Raw genomic sequence first — 19,165 nt, forward strand, 5'->3', positions numbered from 1 at the left:
CTGGTGACATGGGCATTTCACACAAGAGGTGTCCGGATTTTCAGGCGTTCAGGGATTGGCCTGAGGAGACCTGACGGGAGGGCCGGAATACAGGTCGATGACTTCGGAGATGGCGCTCTGACACACCGCGCAGAATGGGACGCGATCCCGAGTGAACATCACGCAGTCTGCCTGTGGCCGGTAGTAGCCCTTCGACTCGTACATGGCCCCCTCGAAGGCCCCGACCCGGCCTGAGTACTTCTGAGAGGAAAGGAACTTTTCCTCCCAGTCCCGCTGGGCCAGGAAGAGCTTGTCCATGTCTGACTCGGGCTTTCGCTGCGCCCGAATCTGGCCGCGCTGTTTCTGCACGGCGGTGGCATGCTTTTCGTATCCATCCTTGTTCCAGGGGGTAGGCAGGGGTGTTCCTGGTGACACCAGGTGCTTCCACTTCAGGCCTTCCGGGGAGTGGAGCGCGGTGACGTTCTTCTCCCAGGGCTCCAGGCGGTCTGCGGCGGGCGCATAGACGGATTCGGAGGTGTAGTACTCGTCCGCCAGCCCGGCGAAGTGGTGGCCGAACTCGTGCACGAAGACGTAGGGCGCCCACAGGCTGTCCGAGGCGACGGTGCCGTAGAGCCCGAAGATGCCGCCGCCGCCGTAGGTGTTGCCGTTGACCAGGATTTCCACGAACTCGTAGGGCGCGAAGGCCGCTGCCTCGCGGAAGGCCTTGTTGTCGAAGGTGAGCACATAGCGCTCACTGCCAAAGGCGTCGTAGGTGGCGCCGATGGGCGAGCGCCGGTGGACTCCCGTCGAAGGGCGAGAGATGCCGGACTGGGCCGCGGCGGGGACGAGCCCCCACACGTTGAAGTCCGACTTGCGCTCCTTGAAGGGAGAGAAGGTGAAGAGGATGTCCACCATGTGCCGGGCATCCTTCTCGAACTTGGCGTGCTCGGCTTTCGTGTAGCCGTCCCCCAGGATGAGCAGGTCGACCTTCTGCGCTGACGGCCCGTTCTCCAGCAGTTTCAGCAGCGGCCCGGGTGCGGGGGGAGACGAGGCGTCGACGAACATGTCCTTTGGGTCGACAACCAGCGACCACACTTCGCGGAAGGCATTCTGGGCATCCCGCTTCTTGAGGAGCACCTGCACGGGGCGCTCCGGCGCGGGGAAGCGGAGCGACTCATGGAAGGTGCGGTTGCTGCTGCGCGCCTCGTTCGTGACCTCCCACTCGCCGTAGATGGACGCAAAGCCTCGCGAGAACAGGATCCGGTTGTTCTCCCGGTCTCGGACCTCGAAGAGGTACTTGCCGAGGTTCGTCTCGTCGATGGCCCGTTCCGGGTGGCCGGGCCAGGGCAGCGGCTCGATGACGACCTTGTCGAGGCTGAACCGTTCCTCGGTGGCGTTCCCGGTGTGGAAGTAGTCGACCCGGAGGGTTCGGGGAGAGGCCGCGGAGGCGCTCGTGGCCAGCAGCAGGACGAAGAGGGCTCGCATCATGGGCGGCACTCTATGCGCCGTGATGGCCCGCGGGTGTGTGCTGACGCTCCTTTCCCATCCAGCACTCGACGTGTCTGCTTGTCTGCTCAGGAGGTGGACTGGCTCGGATGGTCCACCTCTCGCGGAATGCGTGTCCTTGGATTCGTGAATAGTGCGTCAGAACGAACCAGACAGTGAGGCCGCCGCGCCGTGGCTGTCCGCGGAGAGTCCGACTGAGACGGGCGGTGCCGAGCTCGAATCAGGAGACAGGAGGTAGAGCACCGCGCCCGTGACAACTGCCGCGCCTCCACCGACGAGCAACCCATTGAGGACATTGCTCTTCTGAACCAGCGAGTCGCGAAGCCCCATCGCCTCCTTGTCACTGGACAGAATTCGGCCGTTGTCGAGCCGCTTCTCCAGCGCGTTCACATCCTTCTGGGCAAGAAGGCGGACGATGCCCGCGCCACCGAATGCGGCCACACCCGTTCCCAGCGCGACATACGAGGCCGTGCGAAGTCCGGAGGTGGAGCGTGTTCTGGACGCGTCGCCCTCTGACAGGAGGTTGGGGGCCGTCAGGTCCATACCGCCTGCTGACGCGCTCCCGTTCCGGCCCACGCCTCCGGGCGCGTCCCATGGGGCCTTTCCATTGGCGTTCATCACCACGAGGTTGGAGGGTGAGCGGCCGGTGGTGACGAAGTCGACCAGCGCCGCGAGTGCCTCGTCCGGAGCGTCGGTGCCCTGGGCCTTGAAGCCGCCTTCGCGGAGCTTCTGTCCTCCTTCGACATTGAGGACGGTGGCCGCGAACCACTTGGGCCCGCTGCTCGGGCGCTCGAGCCGGACGACGATGACCTCTTCCACGCCGAGCGTTCCACCCAGCCGGACCGCATGGCTCAGCGTGCGCTCGTCGTTGCCGTCGGAGGTTGCGAGGCAGGGGAAGGGGCTCGCGGAGACAGCGCCCTCATAGGCCACGTCAACGAGCAGCGGCGTCTCCGTGCCCTGTACCTGGACGTGCCGTGGGAAGCTCGTGGTGGCGCCTTTGACGAGCGTGAGGTGATAGGTGCCCGGGACCGCATCGAGCGACAGCGGCGTCTGGCCCACCTTGAGCCCATCCAGGTACACGTCCGCGGCGGGCAGCGTGGACTTCACGGACAGCTTCACCTTGCGCGTCTGCGCGAGTTCTTTCCGGAGCTTGTCGAAGTTCTGTCGAACGGAAGGGGCGAAGTAGTCCGGGCTGAGCTGGTACTCGGGCTGGAGCCGCAGCACGTTGCGGAATGCGGTGTCGCTCTCCTTGGGCTTGCCCATCGCGCGGTAGTTGAGGCCGTGGAGGAGTTGGGCTTCGACGTAGAGCTTCCAGCGGGCGTCTCCCACGGGAAGTCGAGTGATCTGCTGCAGGGCTTCGTCGACGGCCTGGAGCGTCCTTGCGTTGCGGCCTTCGTAGAACTGGTCCTGGGCGGCTTCGAGCTGCCGCTGGAGGTCCTCATAGCTCTTGGTGGGCTGCGGGAAGAGCCGGTCGCTGAACTGGTTGGCGGTGAGGGTGTCCTGCTCGGGGCGCGAGGCGAGGGCTCCCAGGAATGCCTTGGCCTGCCCGCTCAGCTCCGCGTCCTTGCAGTCGCCGCTGGCCACCACCGTGCGGCGGGGCGCTGAGTACGCCAGTGTCGATATAAGGCATGTGGCGAGTACTGGTGCGATCCTCATCTTTGACTCTCTTGGGTACGAAACTGATGAGCTGGGGGCTGGCTACTGGTTTCGACGATACACGACAGTTTCGACGTATTGTTCTTCTCGGGTCTCGGTCCAGACCAGTGCCATGTTTCCGGATGTGTCTGCGTCGAAGCTGTGAGCGCCAATCGAGATTTGCTTCCAAGGAAGGGCTGCCCTGCTGTTCCATATGAGCTGCCAATGTTCGTTCTCTTGACGATGGATGCTTGTCATTGTCCCCGTAGAGTCGCGTTCGGTCGATGCGAGGAGGAGTGCATCGCCTGTAGTGATGGCGCTCCCGAGAACTGTTCTGGTGCTCGTTGCGTCCGTCCGTGGTGGGGCTCCTAGAGAGCGCCACTGATTGTTGGACCACATGGTGGAGAATAAATCGTCTTGGGTGTCTGTGTTGTTGCGGCCAGTCCAGGAGATGATGGGCTCATCCTTCGAATTGAAGAGGAGCGATATGAACTCAGTGGAATAGGAAGTTCGGTTTCCGCTGCTATTGGCAAAATTCCCCAGTTGTTCCCAGTCGCTTCCCGTCCATCGCCAAGCGACGATGCGTCTTGTATATGCGTCTTCATTGAACTTAAGGGAGACCGTAGGGTTGTTACGAGAGTCGAGCGCGAGTTGAGGCGCCGACATCCTGGACGTGTAGAGGGAGCCATACACGGGGAGGCCAATTCGCTGCCATTGCTGCTCATGGGTCCATTGATAGACCTGGATGCCACCCTCAGAGTCTTCTGGTTCCATGTTGGTTGCAACGACAGGCCGACCGTCGCTGGTAACTGCTAGTGCTACGTCCATGGCATGGGGGCGTTCGGGAACGATTCCTTTGTCGCCACCAAATCGTTCCCATGTCGTGCCATTCCATTGGGTGACGTGAATGTAATTGTTGAACTCTGCGCCCAGGTTTTCCGACCAGGCGACGATTGGGTTTCCGTTTGGGAGAATTTGGAGGTTGGGGGAAAGAAGGTAGATGTTGTCTGCGTTCGCTCGCAGCCCGCCTCCAAGTTGTTCCCATTCGTTGCCATTCCAGCGGCTCACGAAAAGGTCTGCAGTTTCGCCAACAGGACGGCGCGTCAGGATTGTGGGGTGGCCATTGGGACCTAGTTTGACATAGATGATAGGGGGGCTCAGGGGATCTCGTGGGATGAGCATGGGGGGCGGATACGGCACGAACTCAGGAACAGCCCAGCTCCACGCCTCCCCCAGATTCACGGCGGCATTCCCAGCCAGGTCCGTCACCGTCCCATAGAACGCCAGGGCCACGGTGCTCGGCGCCGTCATCTGCGTCACGGGAACCACCGTCACCGTCTTCCCATCCTCCGACAGCGACACCGTGTGGGCCACGGCTACGTCGCCCACTGTCAGGTGCACGGACTCCGTCGTCACGGTGCTCTGCTTCACGGGCTCGGAGAACTCGGCGCGGATGGGGCTCTGCACCCAGACCTCCTGGGCGCCCTGCTCTGGAACACGGGACACCACCCGCGGCGGCGTCCGGTCCACCACCACCTCGCGGCTCGTGCTCACATACGCGACATCTCCCAGCGCCGCGCGTGCCTCCAGCCGGTACGTCCCTTCTGCTTCTCCCGCCGTGTCCCAGGTGTACGTGTAGGGCGGCGCCAGCTCCGCCATCACTTCGCCGTCCTTGAGCAGCTCCACGCGGTCCGGCGTATGGCCCGTCACGTCGAGTCGGACCTCGACCACACCATTCGTGTAGGCCGTTCCCGCCGGCGCGGTGATTCGCACCTCTGCCTGGGCGGGCTCGACGGCCGGCACGTTGATGCACGCGGACGCACACAGGAGGACGACGGCCGCCGTCCAGGGCGGCGGAAGGAAGCGTTCGGGGATGTTCATGGCTCGAGGGCCGAGTGCAGGTTGCGTTCCGCTTCCTGCCCGACAGTCGCTCGCACATACCAAGCCCGCTCCGCTTCCTCCAACCCACCCGTGCTCCGCGAAAAGCCGAGCCATCTCCACCCCTTGCCCGCGTGGAACCCCGCCTCCACGTCCCGTGCGGACGCACCGCTTCGCGCCCAGACCCCCGTCCCGGCAGTGGACCCCCATCCCCGGCGGCGGCCTGCGACGTGGACCCTCGCGTCGCTCCGACGCCTGCCCTCCGGCCAGGTGTTCGATGACCCGGTGCGTCGCTGTGTGCAATCGCCATCTTCGCGAGGGGAACTCAGGCCATGCGCTGGGGCTCGGCCCGACAAGGAGAACGCGGACATGAAGCGAGCCTGGAAGAACCAAGTCGTCGTCGTCACCGGCGCGTCCAGTGGCATTGGCCGCGCCACCGCGCTGGCCCTGGCGAAGAAGGGGGCCCACGTCGTCCTGGCCGCCCGGCGCGAGGAGCCGCTGGAGGACCTGGCTCGCGAGTGCCGGGGGCTCGGCGTCCAGGCCCACGTCGTGCCCACGGACGTGTCCGATGTGGCCGCTGTGCAGCACCTGGCGGACGAGGCGCGCAACGTCTTCGGCCACTTCGATGCGTGGATCAACAACGCGGGCGTCTACCTCATGGGCCGGCTCGAAGAGACACCGGATGACGCCTTCCGGCAGGTGATGGAGACGAACTTCTTCGGCACTGTCAGCGGCGCCCGCGCCGCCGTGGCCCAGTTCCGCCGGCAGGGCTACGGCACCCTGGTCAACGTCTCCTCGACCTTCGGGACGGTCGCCGCGCCGTATGTCAGCGCCTACGTGGCCTCGAAACACGCCGTGCGCGGCTTCTCGGCGTCTGTCCGCCAGGAGCTGCTCGGCACCGGCATCGACGTGTGCACCGTGCTCCCCGCGGCCATCGACACCCCGCTGTGGCAACACACCGCCAATTACACCGGCTGGCGCATCCGTCCCGTGGAGCCCGTCTACACGCCGGAGCGCGTCGCGCGCGCCATCCTCCGGGTCCTCCGCAGCCCCAGACACGAGGTCTTCGTCGGCCCCGCCGCTCGGAGCTTCGCCGCCATGCACGGCCTGCTGCCCCGCACCTTCGAGCGCACCATGAACGGCATCACCGAGGCCCATCACTTCGAGAAGGAGCGCCAGGGCCACACCTCTGGGACGCTCTTCCGTCCGATGGCGGAGGGAACGGGGACCTCGGGGGGCCACCACGCTGCGGGCAAGCAATGGCTGCGCCGGCTGCTGGTCGCCGGGGGCGTGGCCGCGGCGGCGTTCTCCCTCGGAAAGAAGCGGGAGGCACGGGGGCTGAAGGCCCGTTTCGCCCATGCACTGGGAGTATGAGGGTCGTTTTTGCGTCACGACGCGTCACCGGTTGCTGCGCCGTGACCGGGCCATGACAAAGCGTGGAGAGAGTCCCGCTCGCCATGAATGACATCGCCGTCCTCGTCAACCTGCGTGCACGCCGGGGCTCCGAAGGCATGGGAGGGCTGGTCCAGCGCTTCCTACCCCGGGCTCGCGTGGCGCTCACCCGTTCGCTCGACGAGGCCCGTGCCTGGATTTCGGACACCCTCCGGCCCAATCCGCCCTCCCTCCTCCTGGCGGGCGGTGGTGACGGGACGATTACCGGGCTGCTCAACGAGCTGCGCACCGCGGGGGTGGCCCTGCCGGCCATCGGTGTCCTCCCCATGGGCACCGGTAACGCCTGGGCCCGCGTCACCGGCGCGCCCCGGCCCGCGGAGGCCTTGAAGCAGATTGCCGCCGTGGGCGAGCGCCTGCCGCCCCTGCGCCCCTTCGCCCTGGTCCGCGTGGAGGGCAAGGTGGCCCCCTTCGCCGGCACCGGCTGGGACGCGGAGATGATTCAGGACTTCAAGAACCAGCTCGCCGCCTCCGGGCCGCTGCGCAGCACCCAGGCCGGCCTGCGCGGCTACCTGGGCGCCATGTTCACCCGGACGGTGCCTCGCCACGTCTTCGGCGAGGGCAACCCCACGGTGTCTGTCTACAACCTGGGCGACCCCGCCCTCACGGTGGACGCGCGGGGCTCCGTGCAGCCCGTGCCGCATGGGGACAAGGGCGCGCTCCTGTACCGCGGGCCCGCGGGCGTCGCCGGCGCGGCCACCACGCCCGAGTGGGGCTTCGGCTTCAAGGCCTTCCCCTTCGCGCAGGCGGTGCCCCACCGGCTGTCCGTGCGCGTCTATGGCGCCGGCGTGATGGAGGCCACCCGGAACATGTTCCGGCTCTGGCGCGGGGAGCACCCGATGCCCCACATGCATGATTGGTTCGTCCAGCGCCTGCGCATGGACTTCGACCGGGAAGTGCCCTTCCAGATGGGCGGCGACGTCATCGGAATGCGGCGCTCGCTGGAGTTCGACCTGGCCGAGGAGAGCGTTCAGCTCGTCGACTGGCGCCAGCTGTCGCGCATGGTCCGGACCTAGGCCGCGCGGGTCCGGCGGCCACTCCGTCCGCGACTTGACCCGGGTGTGTTCCGGACACTATGCCGGGACCCGTGAGCTACACCTATGAGTACCCGAGGCCGGCGCTGACGGTGGACTGTGTCGTCTTCGGTCTGGATGACGAGGACCTGAAGGTGCTGCTCATCCGCCGCGGGGTGGAGCCCTTCGCCGGGCGGTGGGCGCTGCCGGGGGGCTTCGTGCGGATGGAGGAGTCGCTCGACGACGCCGCGCGCCGGGAGCTGGATGAGGAGGCAGGCATCCGGCCGAACCACCTGGAGCAGCTCTACACGTTCGGCGCCCCGGGGAGAGATCCACGCGGGCGCGTCGTCACGGTGGCGTACTTTGCGCTGGTGAAGCTCAGTGACCATGTGCCGCATGCGGCGACAGACGCGCGGGACGCGGCGTGGTTCTCCGTCTGGGATACGCCGAAGCTGGCCTTCGACCACGCGGACGTGCTCGGCACGGCGTTGCAGCGGCTGAAGGGCAAGGTCCGTTATCAACCCATTGGCTTCGAGCTGCTGCCTCCCAAGTTCACGCTGACGCAGCTCCAGCGGCTGTACGAGGTCATCCTGGAGCGGGAGCTCGACAAGCGGAACTTCCGCAAGAAGATCCTCGCCATGGACCTGCTCGAGGAGCTGGACGAGGTGGAGCAGGACGTCTCCCACCGGGCCGCGCGCCTCTACCGGTTCGACCACAAGAAGTACAAGCAGTTGGAGAAGGCGGGCTTCAACTTCGAGCTCTGACCCGCTGCGGGCTCGAGGGAGGCCCCGGCAGCTCGTGACATTGACATCGTGTGATTTGGACACTATGTTGGTGTCATTGAGACACGAACATGGGCGCAACCCAGGTTCGTGAGAGGCCGCTGCCCGTGGGGTGTCCACCGGCTGGAGCGTGCCGCCGTATCGACGCCTGTCTCGCCGCACGTGCCCTTTCAGGGCCACGGGAGAGCCATGTCCGCGCTGCCCTTCGACGTCGCCGCTGCCTCGGTGCTGGGCCGGGAGCACGCCCGAGTGGGTCGCAACAACCAGGATGCGCTGTGCATCCGCGCCAGTGAGCATGGCCTGGTGGCCGTGGTGACGGATGGCTGTGGCAGCCAGCCCTGCAGTGAGCTGGGCGCACAGCTGGGCGCGCGCAGGTTGGCGCGGGCCGCGCTGGTGCGGCTCGCGGACGGTGAGCGCGTGGATGAGCCCACCTTCCTCCCAGGCCTTCGTGAGGATGTGTTGTGTCTGCTCAGTGAGCTCCGGGCGGACCTGGGGCGGGAGGTGATGGGGGACTTCCTCTTCACCGTGGTGGGCGCGGTGGTAACGCCCTCGCTGACGCTCGTCTTCTCCGCGGGGGATGGCGTGTGGGCGCTCAATGGCGAGGTGCATCCGCTCGGGCCGTTTCCGGGGAACGCGCCGCCGTATCTCGCCTATGCGTTGATGCACGGAGAGGACGTCGCGCTGACCCCGCGGGCCCTGGTGCCCACGGAGGACGTCCACGCGCTGCTGCTGGGCACCGACGGTGTGGCGGACCTGGAGCGGCTGGCCACCACGCGCATGCCGGCGGGGGACGAACTCGTCGGGCCGCTGTCTCGGCTCTGGACGGAGGACCGGTACTTCGCCAACCCCGATGCCCTGCGCCGCCGGTTGGCCTTGCTCAACCGGGAAGCCGTGCGCGCGGACTTCGCCTCCCAGCAACTGTCGCGAACTCCGGGGCTGCTGCCGGATGACACGACGCTGGTGGTGCTGCGCCGCCGCATGGGGAGGGCGTGAAGCCATGGACGTCTGGCTCGAAGGCAAGAAGGTGCGGCTGAGCCCCGCGCGAGCGCTGGGCAAGGGCGGCGAGGCGGACGTGTTCGACCTGGGGGATGGCCGCGCCCTCAAGGTGTTCAAGCCACCCGAGCACCCCGACTACACGGGCCTGCCCACGGAGCAGGCCGCGGCGCGCGTCCGGTTGGACGAGCACCAGCGCAAGCTGCGCGCCTTCCCGGCAGGACTGCCCGGCCGCGTGGTGGCGCCCCAGGCCCTGGCGACGGACAAGAAGGCGCGCGAGGTCCTGGGCTACGCCATGCGCAAGCTGGACGACGTGGAGCCCTTGCGGCGCTTCGGAGAGCCGTCGTTCCGCAGGGCAGGCGCGGCGTCCGGGCGGGTGGTGGACGTGCTGCGCGAGCTGCATCGGACGCTCGATGCGGTGCATGCGTCGGGCGTGGTGGTGGGGGACTTCAACGACCTCAACGTGCTCGTGGCGGGGACGTCGGAGGCGTACCTCATCGACGCGGACAGCTTCCAGTTCGGCGGGTTCCTCTGTCCGGTGTTCACGGAGCGCTTCCTCGACCCGCTGCGGCTCGGGAGCACGGGCACGCAAGGGTTGGTACCCAGCCGCCCCGCTTCCATCGAGAGTGATTGGTATGCCTATGCCGTCGCGGTGATGCAGTCGCTGCTGTGCGTGGGGCCGCACGGAGGCGTCTACAAGCCCAGGAGCGCGGCCGCTCGGACGACGTCCGCGGGCCGGGTGCGCCAACGCATCACCGTGTTCCATCCGGAAGTGCAGTATCCCAAGCCCGCGCTGCCGCTGGCGACCTTGCCGGACGACGTGCTGCACCACCTGCACCGCGTCTTCGTGGAGGACCTTCGTGGCGTCTTTCCGTATCCGCTGCTGGAGGGGCTGCGCTTCACCCCCTGCGCGTCGTGCGGCGTGGAGCATGCGCGAGCGGCCTGCCCGACGTGTCAGCCCCACGCCACCGCGACCGCCACGCCGGTGACGTCGGTCCGAGGCCAGGTGACGGCGACGCGGTTGTTCTCCACACGAGGCGTGCTGGTACACGCCAGCAACGAGGCGGGCATCCTTCGCTGGCTCTACCACGCGGAAGGCGCGTACCGGCGCGAGGACGGACGCGTGGTGCTTCGCGGGGCGTTGGACCCGTCGCTGCGCTGGGCCTTGCAAGGGGACGTGACGCTGGTGGGCCGGGGCGGTGAGGTGGCGGTGCTGGCGCCCGGCCGGCCCCCGGACCGGATGGGCGTGGATGCGCCGGAGGGTCAGTCCGCTTTCGCCACCAACGCGCGGCACCGGTACTGGGCCGTGGGCGGCGGGCTGTGGCGGGACGGCGCATATGGGCCGGAGCGCGTGGGCGCGGTGCTGGAAGGACAGACGCGGCTCTTCGTGGGGCCACGCTTCGGGTTGGGCTTCCATCGCGCGGGCGGCCTGCGCGGCGCCTTCGTCTTTGATGCGGAGCGCCTGGGCTTGAAGGATGGACTGTCGCTCCCCTGGCCCACGGGAAAGCTCGTGGACGTGGACTGTGTCTTCGATGGGCCCTCCGCCTGGCTGTTCCTGGTGGAGGAATCCGGTGGGCGCACGCTGCATCACTGTGTGGTGGTGGGCCACGACGGGGCCGTGCGCGCGAGCGCGGTGGCGGAGGCCGGGGACGGCTCGTGGCTGGGCAGCGCGCCACGTGGACGGTGCGCGGCGGGCGACGCGTTGTTCTGCGCCACCGATACGGGACTCACCCGTGTGGAGCTTCGGCAGGGCCGCCTGGAGGCGGTGCGCGAGTTCCCGGATGCCGAGCCCTTCGTGGACGCGGGCTGCTCGCTCTTCCTCGTGCGGCAGGGGCTGGCGGTGGTGGGGCGGCAGGGCATCACCGTGCTGCGAATGAACTGAAGGGACGTTTCTCAACCGCGTGGAGCGGGTGCCTCCACGCCTCACAGGAGGTAGGACGATGAAGACGCAAGTGAAGGCGCTTCCGCTTCCGAGGTTCTACGACGCGGCCCATGCCGGGCAGTTCGGATACAGCCCTGACGCGGGAAAGCTCCAGGTGGAGGCCCAGCGCTGGCGCGCGGCGAACGACGTCTCCATGTCGGCGACGGACGCGTTCAACCTGCACCTGTTGCTCATCGACGTGCAGAAGGACTTCTGCTTCCCGGAGGGCTCACTCTACGTGGCGGGACGCAGCGGGCGCGGCGCCGTGGATGACAGCCGTCGCATCGCGGAGTTCATCTACCGCAACCTCGGCGCGCTGACGAACGTGACGGCGACGCTCGACACCCACTTCGCGTACCAGATTTTCTTCCCATCCTTCTGGGTGGACCAGGACGACCAGCCGCTGACGCCGTACCGCGAGGTGACGCGCGAGCAGATTGAGCGTGGGCAGGCGCGGCCCAACCCCGCCATGGCGAAGTGGCTGTGCGGTGGCAACTACCCCTGGCTGCTCAAGCAGGTGAAGTACTACTGCGAGGAATTGGAGCGGGCGGGCAAGTACACGCTGTACCTGTGGCCGCCGCACTGCCTGCTGGGCAGCGACGGGCACGCGCTGGCGGGGGTGGTGCAGGAGGCGCGGCTGTTCCACGCCTTCGCGCGTGGCATGCAGTCGTGGGCAGAGGTGAAGGGGGGCAATCCGCTGACGGAGAACTACTCGGTGCTGCGCCCGGAGGTGCTGGGGCGGCATGACGGTCAGCCGCTGGCGCAGCGCAATACCCAGTTCCTCAAGACGCTGCTGACCGCGGACGCGGTGGTGATTGCAGGGCAGGCGGCGAGCCACTGCGTGAAGAGCTCCATCGACGACCTGCTCGGGGAGATTGTCGCGCAGGACGCGGCGCTGGCTCGCAAGGTGTACCTGCTGACGGACTGCATGTCGTCTGTGACGGTGCCGGACGGCAAGGGGGGCTTCGCGGCGGACTTCACCCCGCAGGCGGAGGCATCGCTGAAGCGCTTCGCGGACGCGGGGATGCACCTGGTGAAGTCCACGGACCCTCTGGCGAGTTGGCCGGACCTGCGCATCGCCTGAGCCTCGCGGCGCGAGGCGTGACGACACACAGCAATCGCTTCGCCTGCGCTCGCGCGAGCGGGACAGGCGGAGCCCTGCCCTCGGGAGAGGGAGAAGGAGCACGGGACATGAGCAGCAAGGCGAATGGCGGTGGCATCCGGAAGCTCTTCGATGACGCACACGCGGAGGGCGTGCTGAGCCCGGCGGGCTTGCAGGCGCTGACGGTGGTGGACCTGGGCGCGCAGATTCAGGCGGGGCTCGGCGTCTGCGTGGAGGACGTGCAGTCCAGCGAGGTGGTGCTGGTAACGGTCATGCCGGATGACTCGGGGAGCATCGACTACTCCGGGCATTCGAAGACGGTGTGTGACGGGCACAACCTGGTGCTGGACGCGCTGCTGGCGAGCAAGCAGAAGGACGGCGTCCTCTTCCACACACGCTACCTCAACGGGTTCGTGCTGAACCCGTACCGCCCGGTGGAGGACGTGGTGCGGATGCATGGCAAGAACTACCGGGCGGACCATGGCACGCCGCTGTACGACCAGTCGGTGGTGCTGCTGGGCACGGTGCTGGCGAAGGCGCAGGAGTTCAGCGCCAACGGCGTGCCGGTGCGGACAGTGACACTGTTGATTACGGATGGCTCGGACCAGCACTCGACGTCGGCGAAGGCAAAGGACGTGGCGGCGCTGGTGAATGACCTGAAGCGCGCGGAGAATCACATCGTCGCGGCGATGGGCATCAACGATGGGAGCACGGACTTCCGGCGTGTGTTCCGCGAGATGGGCATCGACGACAAGTGGATTCTCACGCCAGGGCAGAGCGCGCAGGAGATTCGCGCGGCGTTCCAGGTGTTCAGCCAGTCCGCCGCGCGGGTGAGTCAGGGGGCCGCGAGCTTCAGCCGGACGGCGCTGGGGGGCTTCGGGCAGTGAGGGGGCACGCCCAGGGAGAGGTGGCCGTGCTCCTGGGCGTCTCACGCAAGAGGCCGGCTCCAGGCCCAGGTTGCGGGTGGCGATGGCGCGTGATGGAGGTAGCGTTGCGCGGCCATGTCCGACAGCCCGCGCGTCCTCCTCATCGCTGAACGCTTTCCTCCCGACATTGGCGGCCTGGCCCGCAGTGGCGCGCGCACCGCGGGCTCGCTGGTGAAGCTGGGCGCCCGGGTGGACGTGCTGGCCTGGACGCGCACGGCGGCGCCAGGCGCGCTCCAGACGGTGGAGGACGCCGGGGACGTCTCACCCTTCGCGCGGGGTGTGACGCTCCACCGGCTGGGGTTGTTCGGCAGCACGGACCTGTCCATGCAGCACACGCTCGACGTGCTCGGCTACCTGCACGCGAAGCAACGCTATGACCTGGTGTGGGGGCACTACCTGTCTCCGCCCGGGTTCCTCGCCGTCGCCTTCGCCGAGTCCGTGGGCATTGCCTCCACCGTCAGCGCCCGGGGCAATGACGTGGACCAGCTCATGTTCCCCCCGGGCGACTTCGCGCGCCTGCTGTGGACGCTGCAACGTGCCCGCGTCCTCACCGCGGCCTCCGCGGACCTGGGCCGGAAGATGTGCATGCTCCTGGGGCGGGAGGAAACCGTGGAGGTCATCCCCAACGCCGTCGACACCGGCATCTTCTCCCCCGGCCCCGCGGACCCGGCGCTCCGGGAGCGGTTGGGCATCGCCCCAGACGAAGCCGTGCTCGGCTTCTCCGGTGAGCTCCGGCACAAGAAGGGGTTGCCCTTCCTGCTCTCCGCCCTCACCGAGGTGCGCCGCGTCCGGCCCGCGTGCCTGCTCGTCATCGGCGAGGTGCGGCCGCGCGACGCCGAGCACCTGGTCGCCTTCCGCGCCGAGCATCCCGAGGACGCCGCGCGCATCCTCATCTCCGGGCCGCTGGACACACCGCAGGCTATCGCCGCGCACCTGCGCCTGTGTGACGTCTACCTCCAGCCGTCGCTGTGGGAGGGCATGCCCAACGCCTTGCTGGAGGCCATGGCCTGTGCCCGGCCCGTCATCGCCAGCGACGCTGGCGGCATCCCCGAGGCGGTGGACGCCGGATGCAACGGCTTCATCGTCTCCAAGGCCCTGCTCAATCACCTGGGGCAGGCGTGCCTGGATGTCCTCTCCCTGCCGCTCGAACAGCGCGCCGCGATGGGCGCCGCCGCCCGTCAGCGCATCGAGGAGCGCTTTCAGGCGCACGCGGAGGCAGAGGTGCTCCGTCGCGTGCTGGCCCGCGCCATCCCGAGCCGCTCCTCGTAGGCGCTCACCAGGGCTTCACCCGCGCGGCTCCATGGGAAGTCGCGCTCCACTCGCGCCCGTGCCTTCGCGCTCATCGCGGGGCCCAGGGTGGGGTCCGCTCGCAGGGCCTTCACCGCTTCAACAATCGCCTTCGCGGAGCCCGGCCGTATCAGCATCACCTCGTCCGGCGCGGCCAGGGTGCTCACCACGGGGAGGTGGCTGGCCACCACGGGCGTCCCGGTGGCCATGGCCTCCAGCAGCTTCAGCGGACAGCAGCCCTGCACGCAGTTGCGGTCGTTGAAGGGCAAGGGCACCAGCACCACGTCGCAGGCATGGTGCAGCGCCGCCAGCTCCGCCTGGGGCAGGGGCTCCAGCAACTCCACGGTGCCCTCCAGCAGCAGGTCACCGCACCGGTCCATCAGCGCCCGCCGTGTGTGCCGGCGCAGCGGGCCCACCAGCGTCAGCACCGTGGGCATGTCCCGCCGCAGCAACCGGCAGGCCTCGATGGCATGGTGCACGCCCTGCCAGGACGTCATCGTCCCGCTGTACAGCAGCCGCACGGGGCGCCCGGGCTCCAGAGGGCGCGGCGGCGCGTACCGGAACACCTCCAGGTCGGCGCCGTTCGGAATCACCCGCACCCGCGAGGCGTCCACGCCCCGGGTCGTCACCAGGTACTCCGCCGTCACCGTGCTCGGGGTCACCACCAGGTCCGCACGGGAGAGACAGACGTCCTCCTGCGCCACCAGCTTGCGCAAGAGCTCCGCGTCATCCGCCACGTCCGGATAGTGGTACTTCAGCTCGATGGAGGGCAGGCCGTTCACCTCGAAGACGAGCGCGTCCGTCAGCGCTTCCTTCCGGCAGGCGACGGGGTAGCCTTCGAAGATGGAGCGCACGTGCACGACGGAGGCTCGCGGCCTTTCGCGCCACCATGCCGCCAGGTGCGAGCGGAACGACAGGGCCTGGGCCATCAGGTCCTTCCCGCGTGATTCCAGCGGGTGGTACGTCACGCCCTCCGCCAGCGCGAGCGGCCCGGTGGGCGCGGTGGGGGTGTCCCGGAGCGCGACCAGGTCGACTTGGCCAAAGGCCGCGCCCAGTGACTCCACGAAAGCCCGGATGTGCACCGCGGCGCCCTTGGGCGAAGGGAAGCGGTCGAACGACGCGTAAATGATGCCGGTGCCGGGAGGAGGAGACACACTCGCGTTGCTATCGCGGCTCGGCCGGGCCGGCAAACAGGAGGGTTTGACCCCTACGGCACGGGCCCTTACGCTTCCCTTTCTTTCGTTCCGCCGAGGGGGCGCGACTCACCGTGGCATTCAACATCGACCGCTTCCGCGAGGAACGCGTCTACAGATGCAGCGGCCCCATCAGGGAGTTGCAGGAAGACCTCGAGCGGCTGCGCCTCCTGGACATGGAGGTGGAGCAGTCGCGGCGGAAGTGGTGGAAGTCGGCCTGGGTGTGTCTGGCCGCCACCGTTGGCTTCTTCGTCTACCGGATGATGCTGGATGATGGGCTCGAGGACGCGCTCGCGCGGCGACTCACCCCGTGGCCGGGCCTCGTGCTGCTCGCGGGGACCGTGGGGTGCTTCGTCGTGTACCTCCGCTTCCGGCGCCTGGACCTGGAGAACCGGCGGTACACGCTGGCCTCTCAGGTCATCCATCGGCTGCGCCGTGACATCGGCCCTGACGCGTCGGTGAGGCTGGAGCTTGACTTCATGCCCGTGGACAGCCCGGAGAAGCTGCTCGGCAAGCACACCACGCCCAGCGGCTGGAACGCGGAGAACTTCAGCGACCCGTGGTTCTCCCTTCAGACGCGGCTGCTGGACGGCACGCACCTGCGCATCGCCATGGTGCAGCGGCTCATGAAGCGGTCGCGCACCCGGCGCAGCGCCAGCGGCAAGTACAAGACGAAGCACCGGCAGGACAGCTGGGCGTTTCTCCAGGTTCAATTGCGCGTGAAGGCGGCGCGTCATCAGGACCTGGCGCTGCTCGAGCCGGAGGCCCGTCAGGCGATGCGCCTGCCGGAGGACGTCGCCGTGGACAAGCTCCGGTTGGGCGAGGACCGGATGTTCCTGCGCACCCTCGTGGAGAAGGACTGGGATGCCGGGCCCAACGTGCAGGGAGACGCGGTGGATGCGCCGAAGACGGTGGTGATGATGCTGCTGAGCCTCTACCAGGTCCTCAACTCCTCCAGACAACTGCGTCAGCAGGCGAAGGCTTCGTGATGATGGGCATGGGCCGGTTCCTTCTCTGTTGTTCCCTGGTCGCGCTCACGGGCGCCGCCGGGTGCTCCAAGCCCGGTGACGCCGAGCCGCCGCGAGCCGTTCGCGCTCAGGAGGCCGCCAGCGCCCCCGCCTCGGACGTGAAGGGGCTCGAGGGCAAGCTCAAGTTCAAGGACGACGCCGACCGCGAGCGCTTCTCCCTCAAGCCGAAGGATGACGGCGCCAAGCTGGTGGATGGCGAGGAGCGCGAGCTGGCGCGTTACAAGTGGAAGGGCGCGTCGCTGAAGGTCTCCGGCCCGGATGACGTGGCGCTGGGATATGTCGTCGGCTCCGCGGGCGGGGCGCTCACCGTGCGGGACGGTGAGCAGCGGCAGGTGTTGTTCACGCTCGCGCGGCAGGGGCCGGGTTGGCGCCTCAACGACATGAAGGGCACGCTCCTGTACTCCGTGTGGCCGGAGGACGACGGTGCTCGCATCCAGGACGGCGCTGGCGCGGACGTGGCCCGCGTGAAGGTGCGCGAGGGCAAGGTCTCCCTGCGTGATGCGCAGGGGCGCACGTTGCTCGCCACCAAGTCGCTGCTGGCGGCGGAGGCCGCCGCGTGTCTCGCTTTCGAGGCGCTGGAGCTGCCGCTGCGCATGGCGCTGCTCTTCCACCTCCAGGCGCCGCCGTCCCAGGAGCTGGCCCAGCCATGAGTGGATTGGTCTGCCAGGAGAACGTGGGCTTCCTGTTCTCCCATGGCTGCGGGAGCCCCGCTGCCATGACGTGCATGCGGTGCGCGATGCCGCTGTGTGAGCTGCACGTGACGTCCGTGGGCGCGGAGATGCTCTGCGCGACGTGCGCGCGGCAACACGAGGACTACGCGGGGGAGCGGAGCGGCGTGGACGAGGACCACCCGAGCTACTACTACGACAACTACGGGTACTACGGCTCCGCCTCGTCGGGGAGCGGCAGGGCCCACGACGCCAACGATTTCACCGAGGCTGATGGCGCGAGCCTCCGCCACGAGGACGACGCCTCCTTCGAGGAGGACATGGGCGGGAGCTGATGGCTGGCCGCTGGCTCGTCTATGCGTTGGGAGGCGGCATGGGGCACCTGACCCGTGCCTCCGCGTTGGCTCGTGCGGCCTCGCGCCGAGGCCACTCCGTCGTCCTGCTCACCAACAGCCCGTTCGCGAGCGGGCTCCCACTGGAGGACGTGCTGGGCACCGGTGTCGAGGTGTTCCGGCTCAACCCCGCGCTGGGGCGCGAGGCCGTGGGTGAAGTGGTGGAGCAGTGCCTGGCCGACGTGCGCCCGGACCTGTTCGTCGTGGACACCTTTCCCCGGGGGCTCGGAGGCGAGCTGGCGCCGCTGCTGCCCTCGGTGCGCGCGCGCAAGGTGCTGATTCACCGCGACGTGAACCCCACGTACGTGAAGCAGTACGGCTTGGCGCGGGCGGTGGACGCGTTCGACCTGCTGCTCGTCCCAGGTGAGGCCGCGCCCTTCGCGAACCATCCTCGCGCCGTGAGGACCGCGCCCTGGCTGCTCCTGCGCGCCAGCGAGCTGCTGCCCCGTGACAAGGCCCGCGCGCGGCTGGGCGTGCCCGCGGAGGACTCGCGCGCCCTGGTGGCGGTGATGGGCTGTGGCACCCCCGAGGAAGTGGGGGAGGCGGGGCACATCGCCGCCCGGCTGGACGCGATGCTGGGGCCAGAGGCCGTGGTCCGGTGGCTGGTGCCGCCCGGAGCGGCGATGGATGTGCCCGCGCCGCGCGCGAAGCAGGGCCGCCGGGCAGGGGCTCCCCAGGAGGAGGGCCTGGCCCTGCGCATGTCCACGTGGCCCGCGCTGGCGGTGCTCCCCGGCGTGGACGTGCTCGTCGGCGCGGGAGGGTACAACACCGTGCAGGAGGCCCGCGTCACCGGAACACCCTTCGTGGCGCTCGCGCGGCCCCGGCTCTACGACAGGCAGGCCCTGCGGCTGCGCCCCGAGGAGCGGGCGGGCTCCGTGGAGGCGCTGGTGACGCGCGCCGCCGGGCTCGCCCGTGCCCGACCTGCGCGGAGCACGAGGCCCTACGTCAACGGGACGGACGACGCGGTGACGCTCATCGAGCGCACCGTCCTCAGTGCTTGAGGTCCTTGTGCCCCGGCGCCGGGTCGATGCCGTGCGCCATGATGAAGTGGTAGAGCGCCTGCGGGTCTTCCTTGGGCCCGCCCATGAGCTCCACCAGGAAGTGGCCCTGGGCGCCCGTGTCCGGGTCGGGGGCGATGTTCACCTCCGTCACCTCGCGGCCGGGGATGACCAACTCGCCCACCAGCACCTTCCCCTTGAGGACCTGCACGATGTGCTGGCGCTCCTCTTCCAGGAGGGCCCAGTGGAAGTCGTCGTGGTCATACAGCATGGCGTCCACGGAGCCGCACCGCAGGATGCAGTGCGTGTGCTCCTGGAGCCAGCGCCAGAAGCCATCGAATTTCAAGGTGCGTACCGGCTGGGAGATGATGTCCATGGAGACCTCTCGCTCGTCGGCCAGGGCGCTTGCCGACCA

17 protein-coding genes are annotated in these 19,165 nt (G+C 68.4%); 12 read left to right on the forward strand and 5 right to left on the reverse strand.

Annotated elements, in window-relative coordinates:
• Positions 1–48: 48 nt before the first annotated feature.
• From HNV26_RS09400 to HNV26_RS09410, 3 genes are all read right to left on the reverse strand, one after another.
• The gene (locus tag HNV26_RS09400) at positions 49–1,467 is read right to left on the reverse strand and encodes an IgA Peptidase M64 (RefSeq protein WP_171442812.1); all 1,419 of its coding nucleotides are present in this window, start codon (positions 1,465–1,467) and stop codon (positions 49–51) included.
• 156 nt (positions 1,468–1,623) lie between these two features.
• Positions 1,624–3,141 carry a PEGA domain-containing protein gene (locus HNV26_RS09405; RefSeq protein ID WP_216611975.1) on the reverse strand — a complete coding sequence of 506 codons (1,518 nt, stop codon included), beginning with the start codon at positions 3,139–3,141 and terminating at the stop codon, positions 1,624–1,626.
• A gap of 42 nt (positions 3,142–3,183) precedes the next feature.
• Positions 3,184–5,001 carry an Ig-like domain-containing protein gene (locus HNV26_RS09410; RefSeq protein ID WP_253816380.1) on the reverse strand — a complete coding sequence of 606 codons (1,818 nt, stop codon included), beginning with the start codon at positions 4,999–5,001 and terminating at the stop codon, positions 3,184–3,186.
• Positions 5,002–5,367: 366 nt separating this feature from the next.
• Here HNV26_RS09410 and HNV26_RS09415 point away from each other — a divergent pair, with 366 nt between their 5' ends.
• From HNV26_RS09415 to HNV26_RS09450, 8 genes are all read left to right on the forward strand, one after another.
• Complete coding sequence (locus tag HNV26_RS09415) at positions 5,368–6,372, forward strand: SDR family NAD(P)-dependent oxidoreductase (RefSeq protein WP_171442809.1); 1,005 nt, start codon at positions 5,368–5,370, stop codon at positions 6,370–6,372.
• A gap of 83 nt (positions 6,373–6,455) precedes the next feature.
• On the forward strand, positions 6,456–7,463 hold the full coding sequence (locus HNV26_RS09420; protein ID WP_171442808.1) for a diacylglycerol/lipid kinase family protein: 1,008 nt from the start codon (positions 6,456–6,458) through the stop codon (positions 7,461–7,463).
• Positions 7,464–7,522: 59 nt separating this feature from the next.
• Positions 7,523–8,224 (forward strand): NUDIX hydrolase, encoded by a 702-nt coding sequence (locus tag HNV26_RS09425; protein WP_216611979.1) that lies wholly within the window; start codon positions 7,523–7,525, stop codon positions 8,222–8,224.
• A gap of 207 nt (positions 8,225–8,431) precedes the next feature.
• Positions 8,432–9,235, forward strand: a complete 804-nt coding sequence (locus tag HNV26_RS09430; protein WP_171442806.1) for a protein phosphatase 2C domain-containing protein — start codon at positions 8,432–8,434, stop codon at positions 9,233–9,235.
• A 4-nt stretch (positions 9,236–9,239) separates the two neighbouring features.
• On the forward strand, positions 9,240–11,117 hold the full coding sequence (locus HNV26_RS09435) for a hypothetical protein (protein ID WP_171442805.1): 1,878 nt from the start codon (positions 9,240–9,242) through the stop codon (positions 11,115–11,117).
• A gap of 58 nt (positions 11,118–11,175) precedes the next feature.
• The gene (locus HNV26_RS09440; protein ID WP_171442804.1) at positions 11,176–12,240 is read left to right on the forward strand and encodes a cysteine hydrolase family protein; all 1,065 of its coding nucleotides are present in this window, start codon (positions 11,176–11,178) and stop codon (positions 12,238–12,240) included.
• 107 nt (positions 12,241–12,347) lie between these two features.
• Positions 12,348–13,145, forward strand: a complete 798-nt coding sequence (locus HNV26_RS09445; RefSeq protein ID WP_171442803.1) for a hypothetical protein — start codon at positions 12,348–12,350, stop codon at positions 13,143–13,145.
• Positions 13,146–13,259: 114 nt separating this feature from the next.
• Positions 13,260–14,453, forward strand: a complete 1,194-nt coding sequence (locus HNV26_RS09450; RefSeq protein ID WP_171442802.1) for a glycosyltransferase — start codon at positions 13,260–13,262, stop codon at positions 14,451–14,453.
• Here the strand turns inward: HNV26_RS09450 and HNV26_RS09455 are convergent.
• Positions 14,384–15,625, reverse strand: coding sequence for a glycosyltransferase family 4 protein (locus HNV26_RS09455; protein WP_171442801.1), 1,242 nt, complete (start codon positions 15,623–15,625; stop codon positions 14,384–14,386). The two genes, HNV26_RS09450 and HNV26_RS09455, sit on opposite strands and share 70 nt — an antisense overlap.
• A 113-nt stretch (positions 15,626–15,738) precedes the next feature.
• On the opposite strand from HNV26_RS09455, the gene HNV26_RS09460 reads away from it, so the two are divergent.
• From HNV26_RS09460 to HNV26_RS09475, 4 genes are read left to right on the forward strand one after another with little or no spacing between them, the layout of a single operon-like run.
• Positions 15,739–16,653 carry a hypothetical protein gene (locus HNV26_RS09460; protein ID WP_253816381.1) on the forward strand — a complete coding sequence of 305 codons (915 nt, stop codon included), beginning with the start codon at positions 15,739–15,741 and terminating at the stop codon, positions 16,651–16,653.
• Positions 16,650–17,342, forward strand: coding sequence for a hypothetical protein (locus HNV26_RS09465; protein WP_171442800.1), 693 nt, complete (start codon positions 16,650–16,652; stop codon positions 17,340–17,342). Before HNV26_RS09460 ends, HNV26_RS09465 begins: the two co-directional genes overlap by 4 nt.
• Positions 17,339–17,695 carry a hypothetical protein gene (locus HNV26_RS09470; RefSeq protein WP_171442799.1) on the forward strand — a complete coding sequence of 119 codons (357 nt, stop codon included), beginning with the start codon at positions 17,339–17,341 and terminating at the stop codon, positions 17,693–17,695. Before HNV26_RS09465 ends, HNV26_RS09470 begins: the two co-directional genes overlap by 4 nt.
• Positions 17,695–18,753 (forward strand): hypothetical protein, encoded by a 1,059-nt coding sequence (locus HNV26_RS09475; protein ID WP_171442798.1) that lies wholly within the window; start codon positions 17,695–17,697, stop codon positions 18,751–18,753. The genes HNV26_RS09470 and HNV26_RS09475 overlap by 1 nt, the downstream gene beginning before the upstream one ends.
• On the opposite strand, the gene HNV26_RS09480 is transcribed toward HNV26_RS09475, so the two are convergent.
• Complete coding sequence (locus HNV26_RS09480) at positions 18,743–19,126, reverse strand: hypothetical protein (RefSeq protein ID WP_026114098.1); 384 nt, start codon at positions 19,124–19,126, stop codon at positions 18,743–18,745. The genes HNV26_RS09475 and HNV26_RS09480 overlap by 11 nt on opposite strands.
• Positions 19,127–19,165 lie beyond the last annotated feature (39 nt).

The organism is Myxococcus xanthus (assembly GCF_013116825.1).
Classification (GTDB): domain Bacteria; phylum Myxococcota; class Myxococcia; order Myxococcales; family Myxococcaceae; genus Myxococcus; species Myxococcus xanthus_B.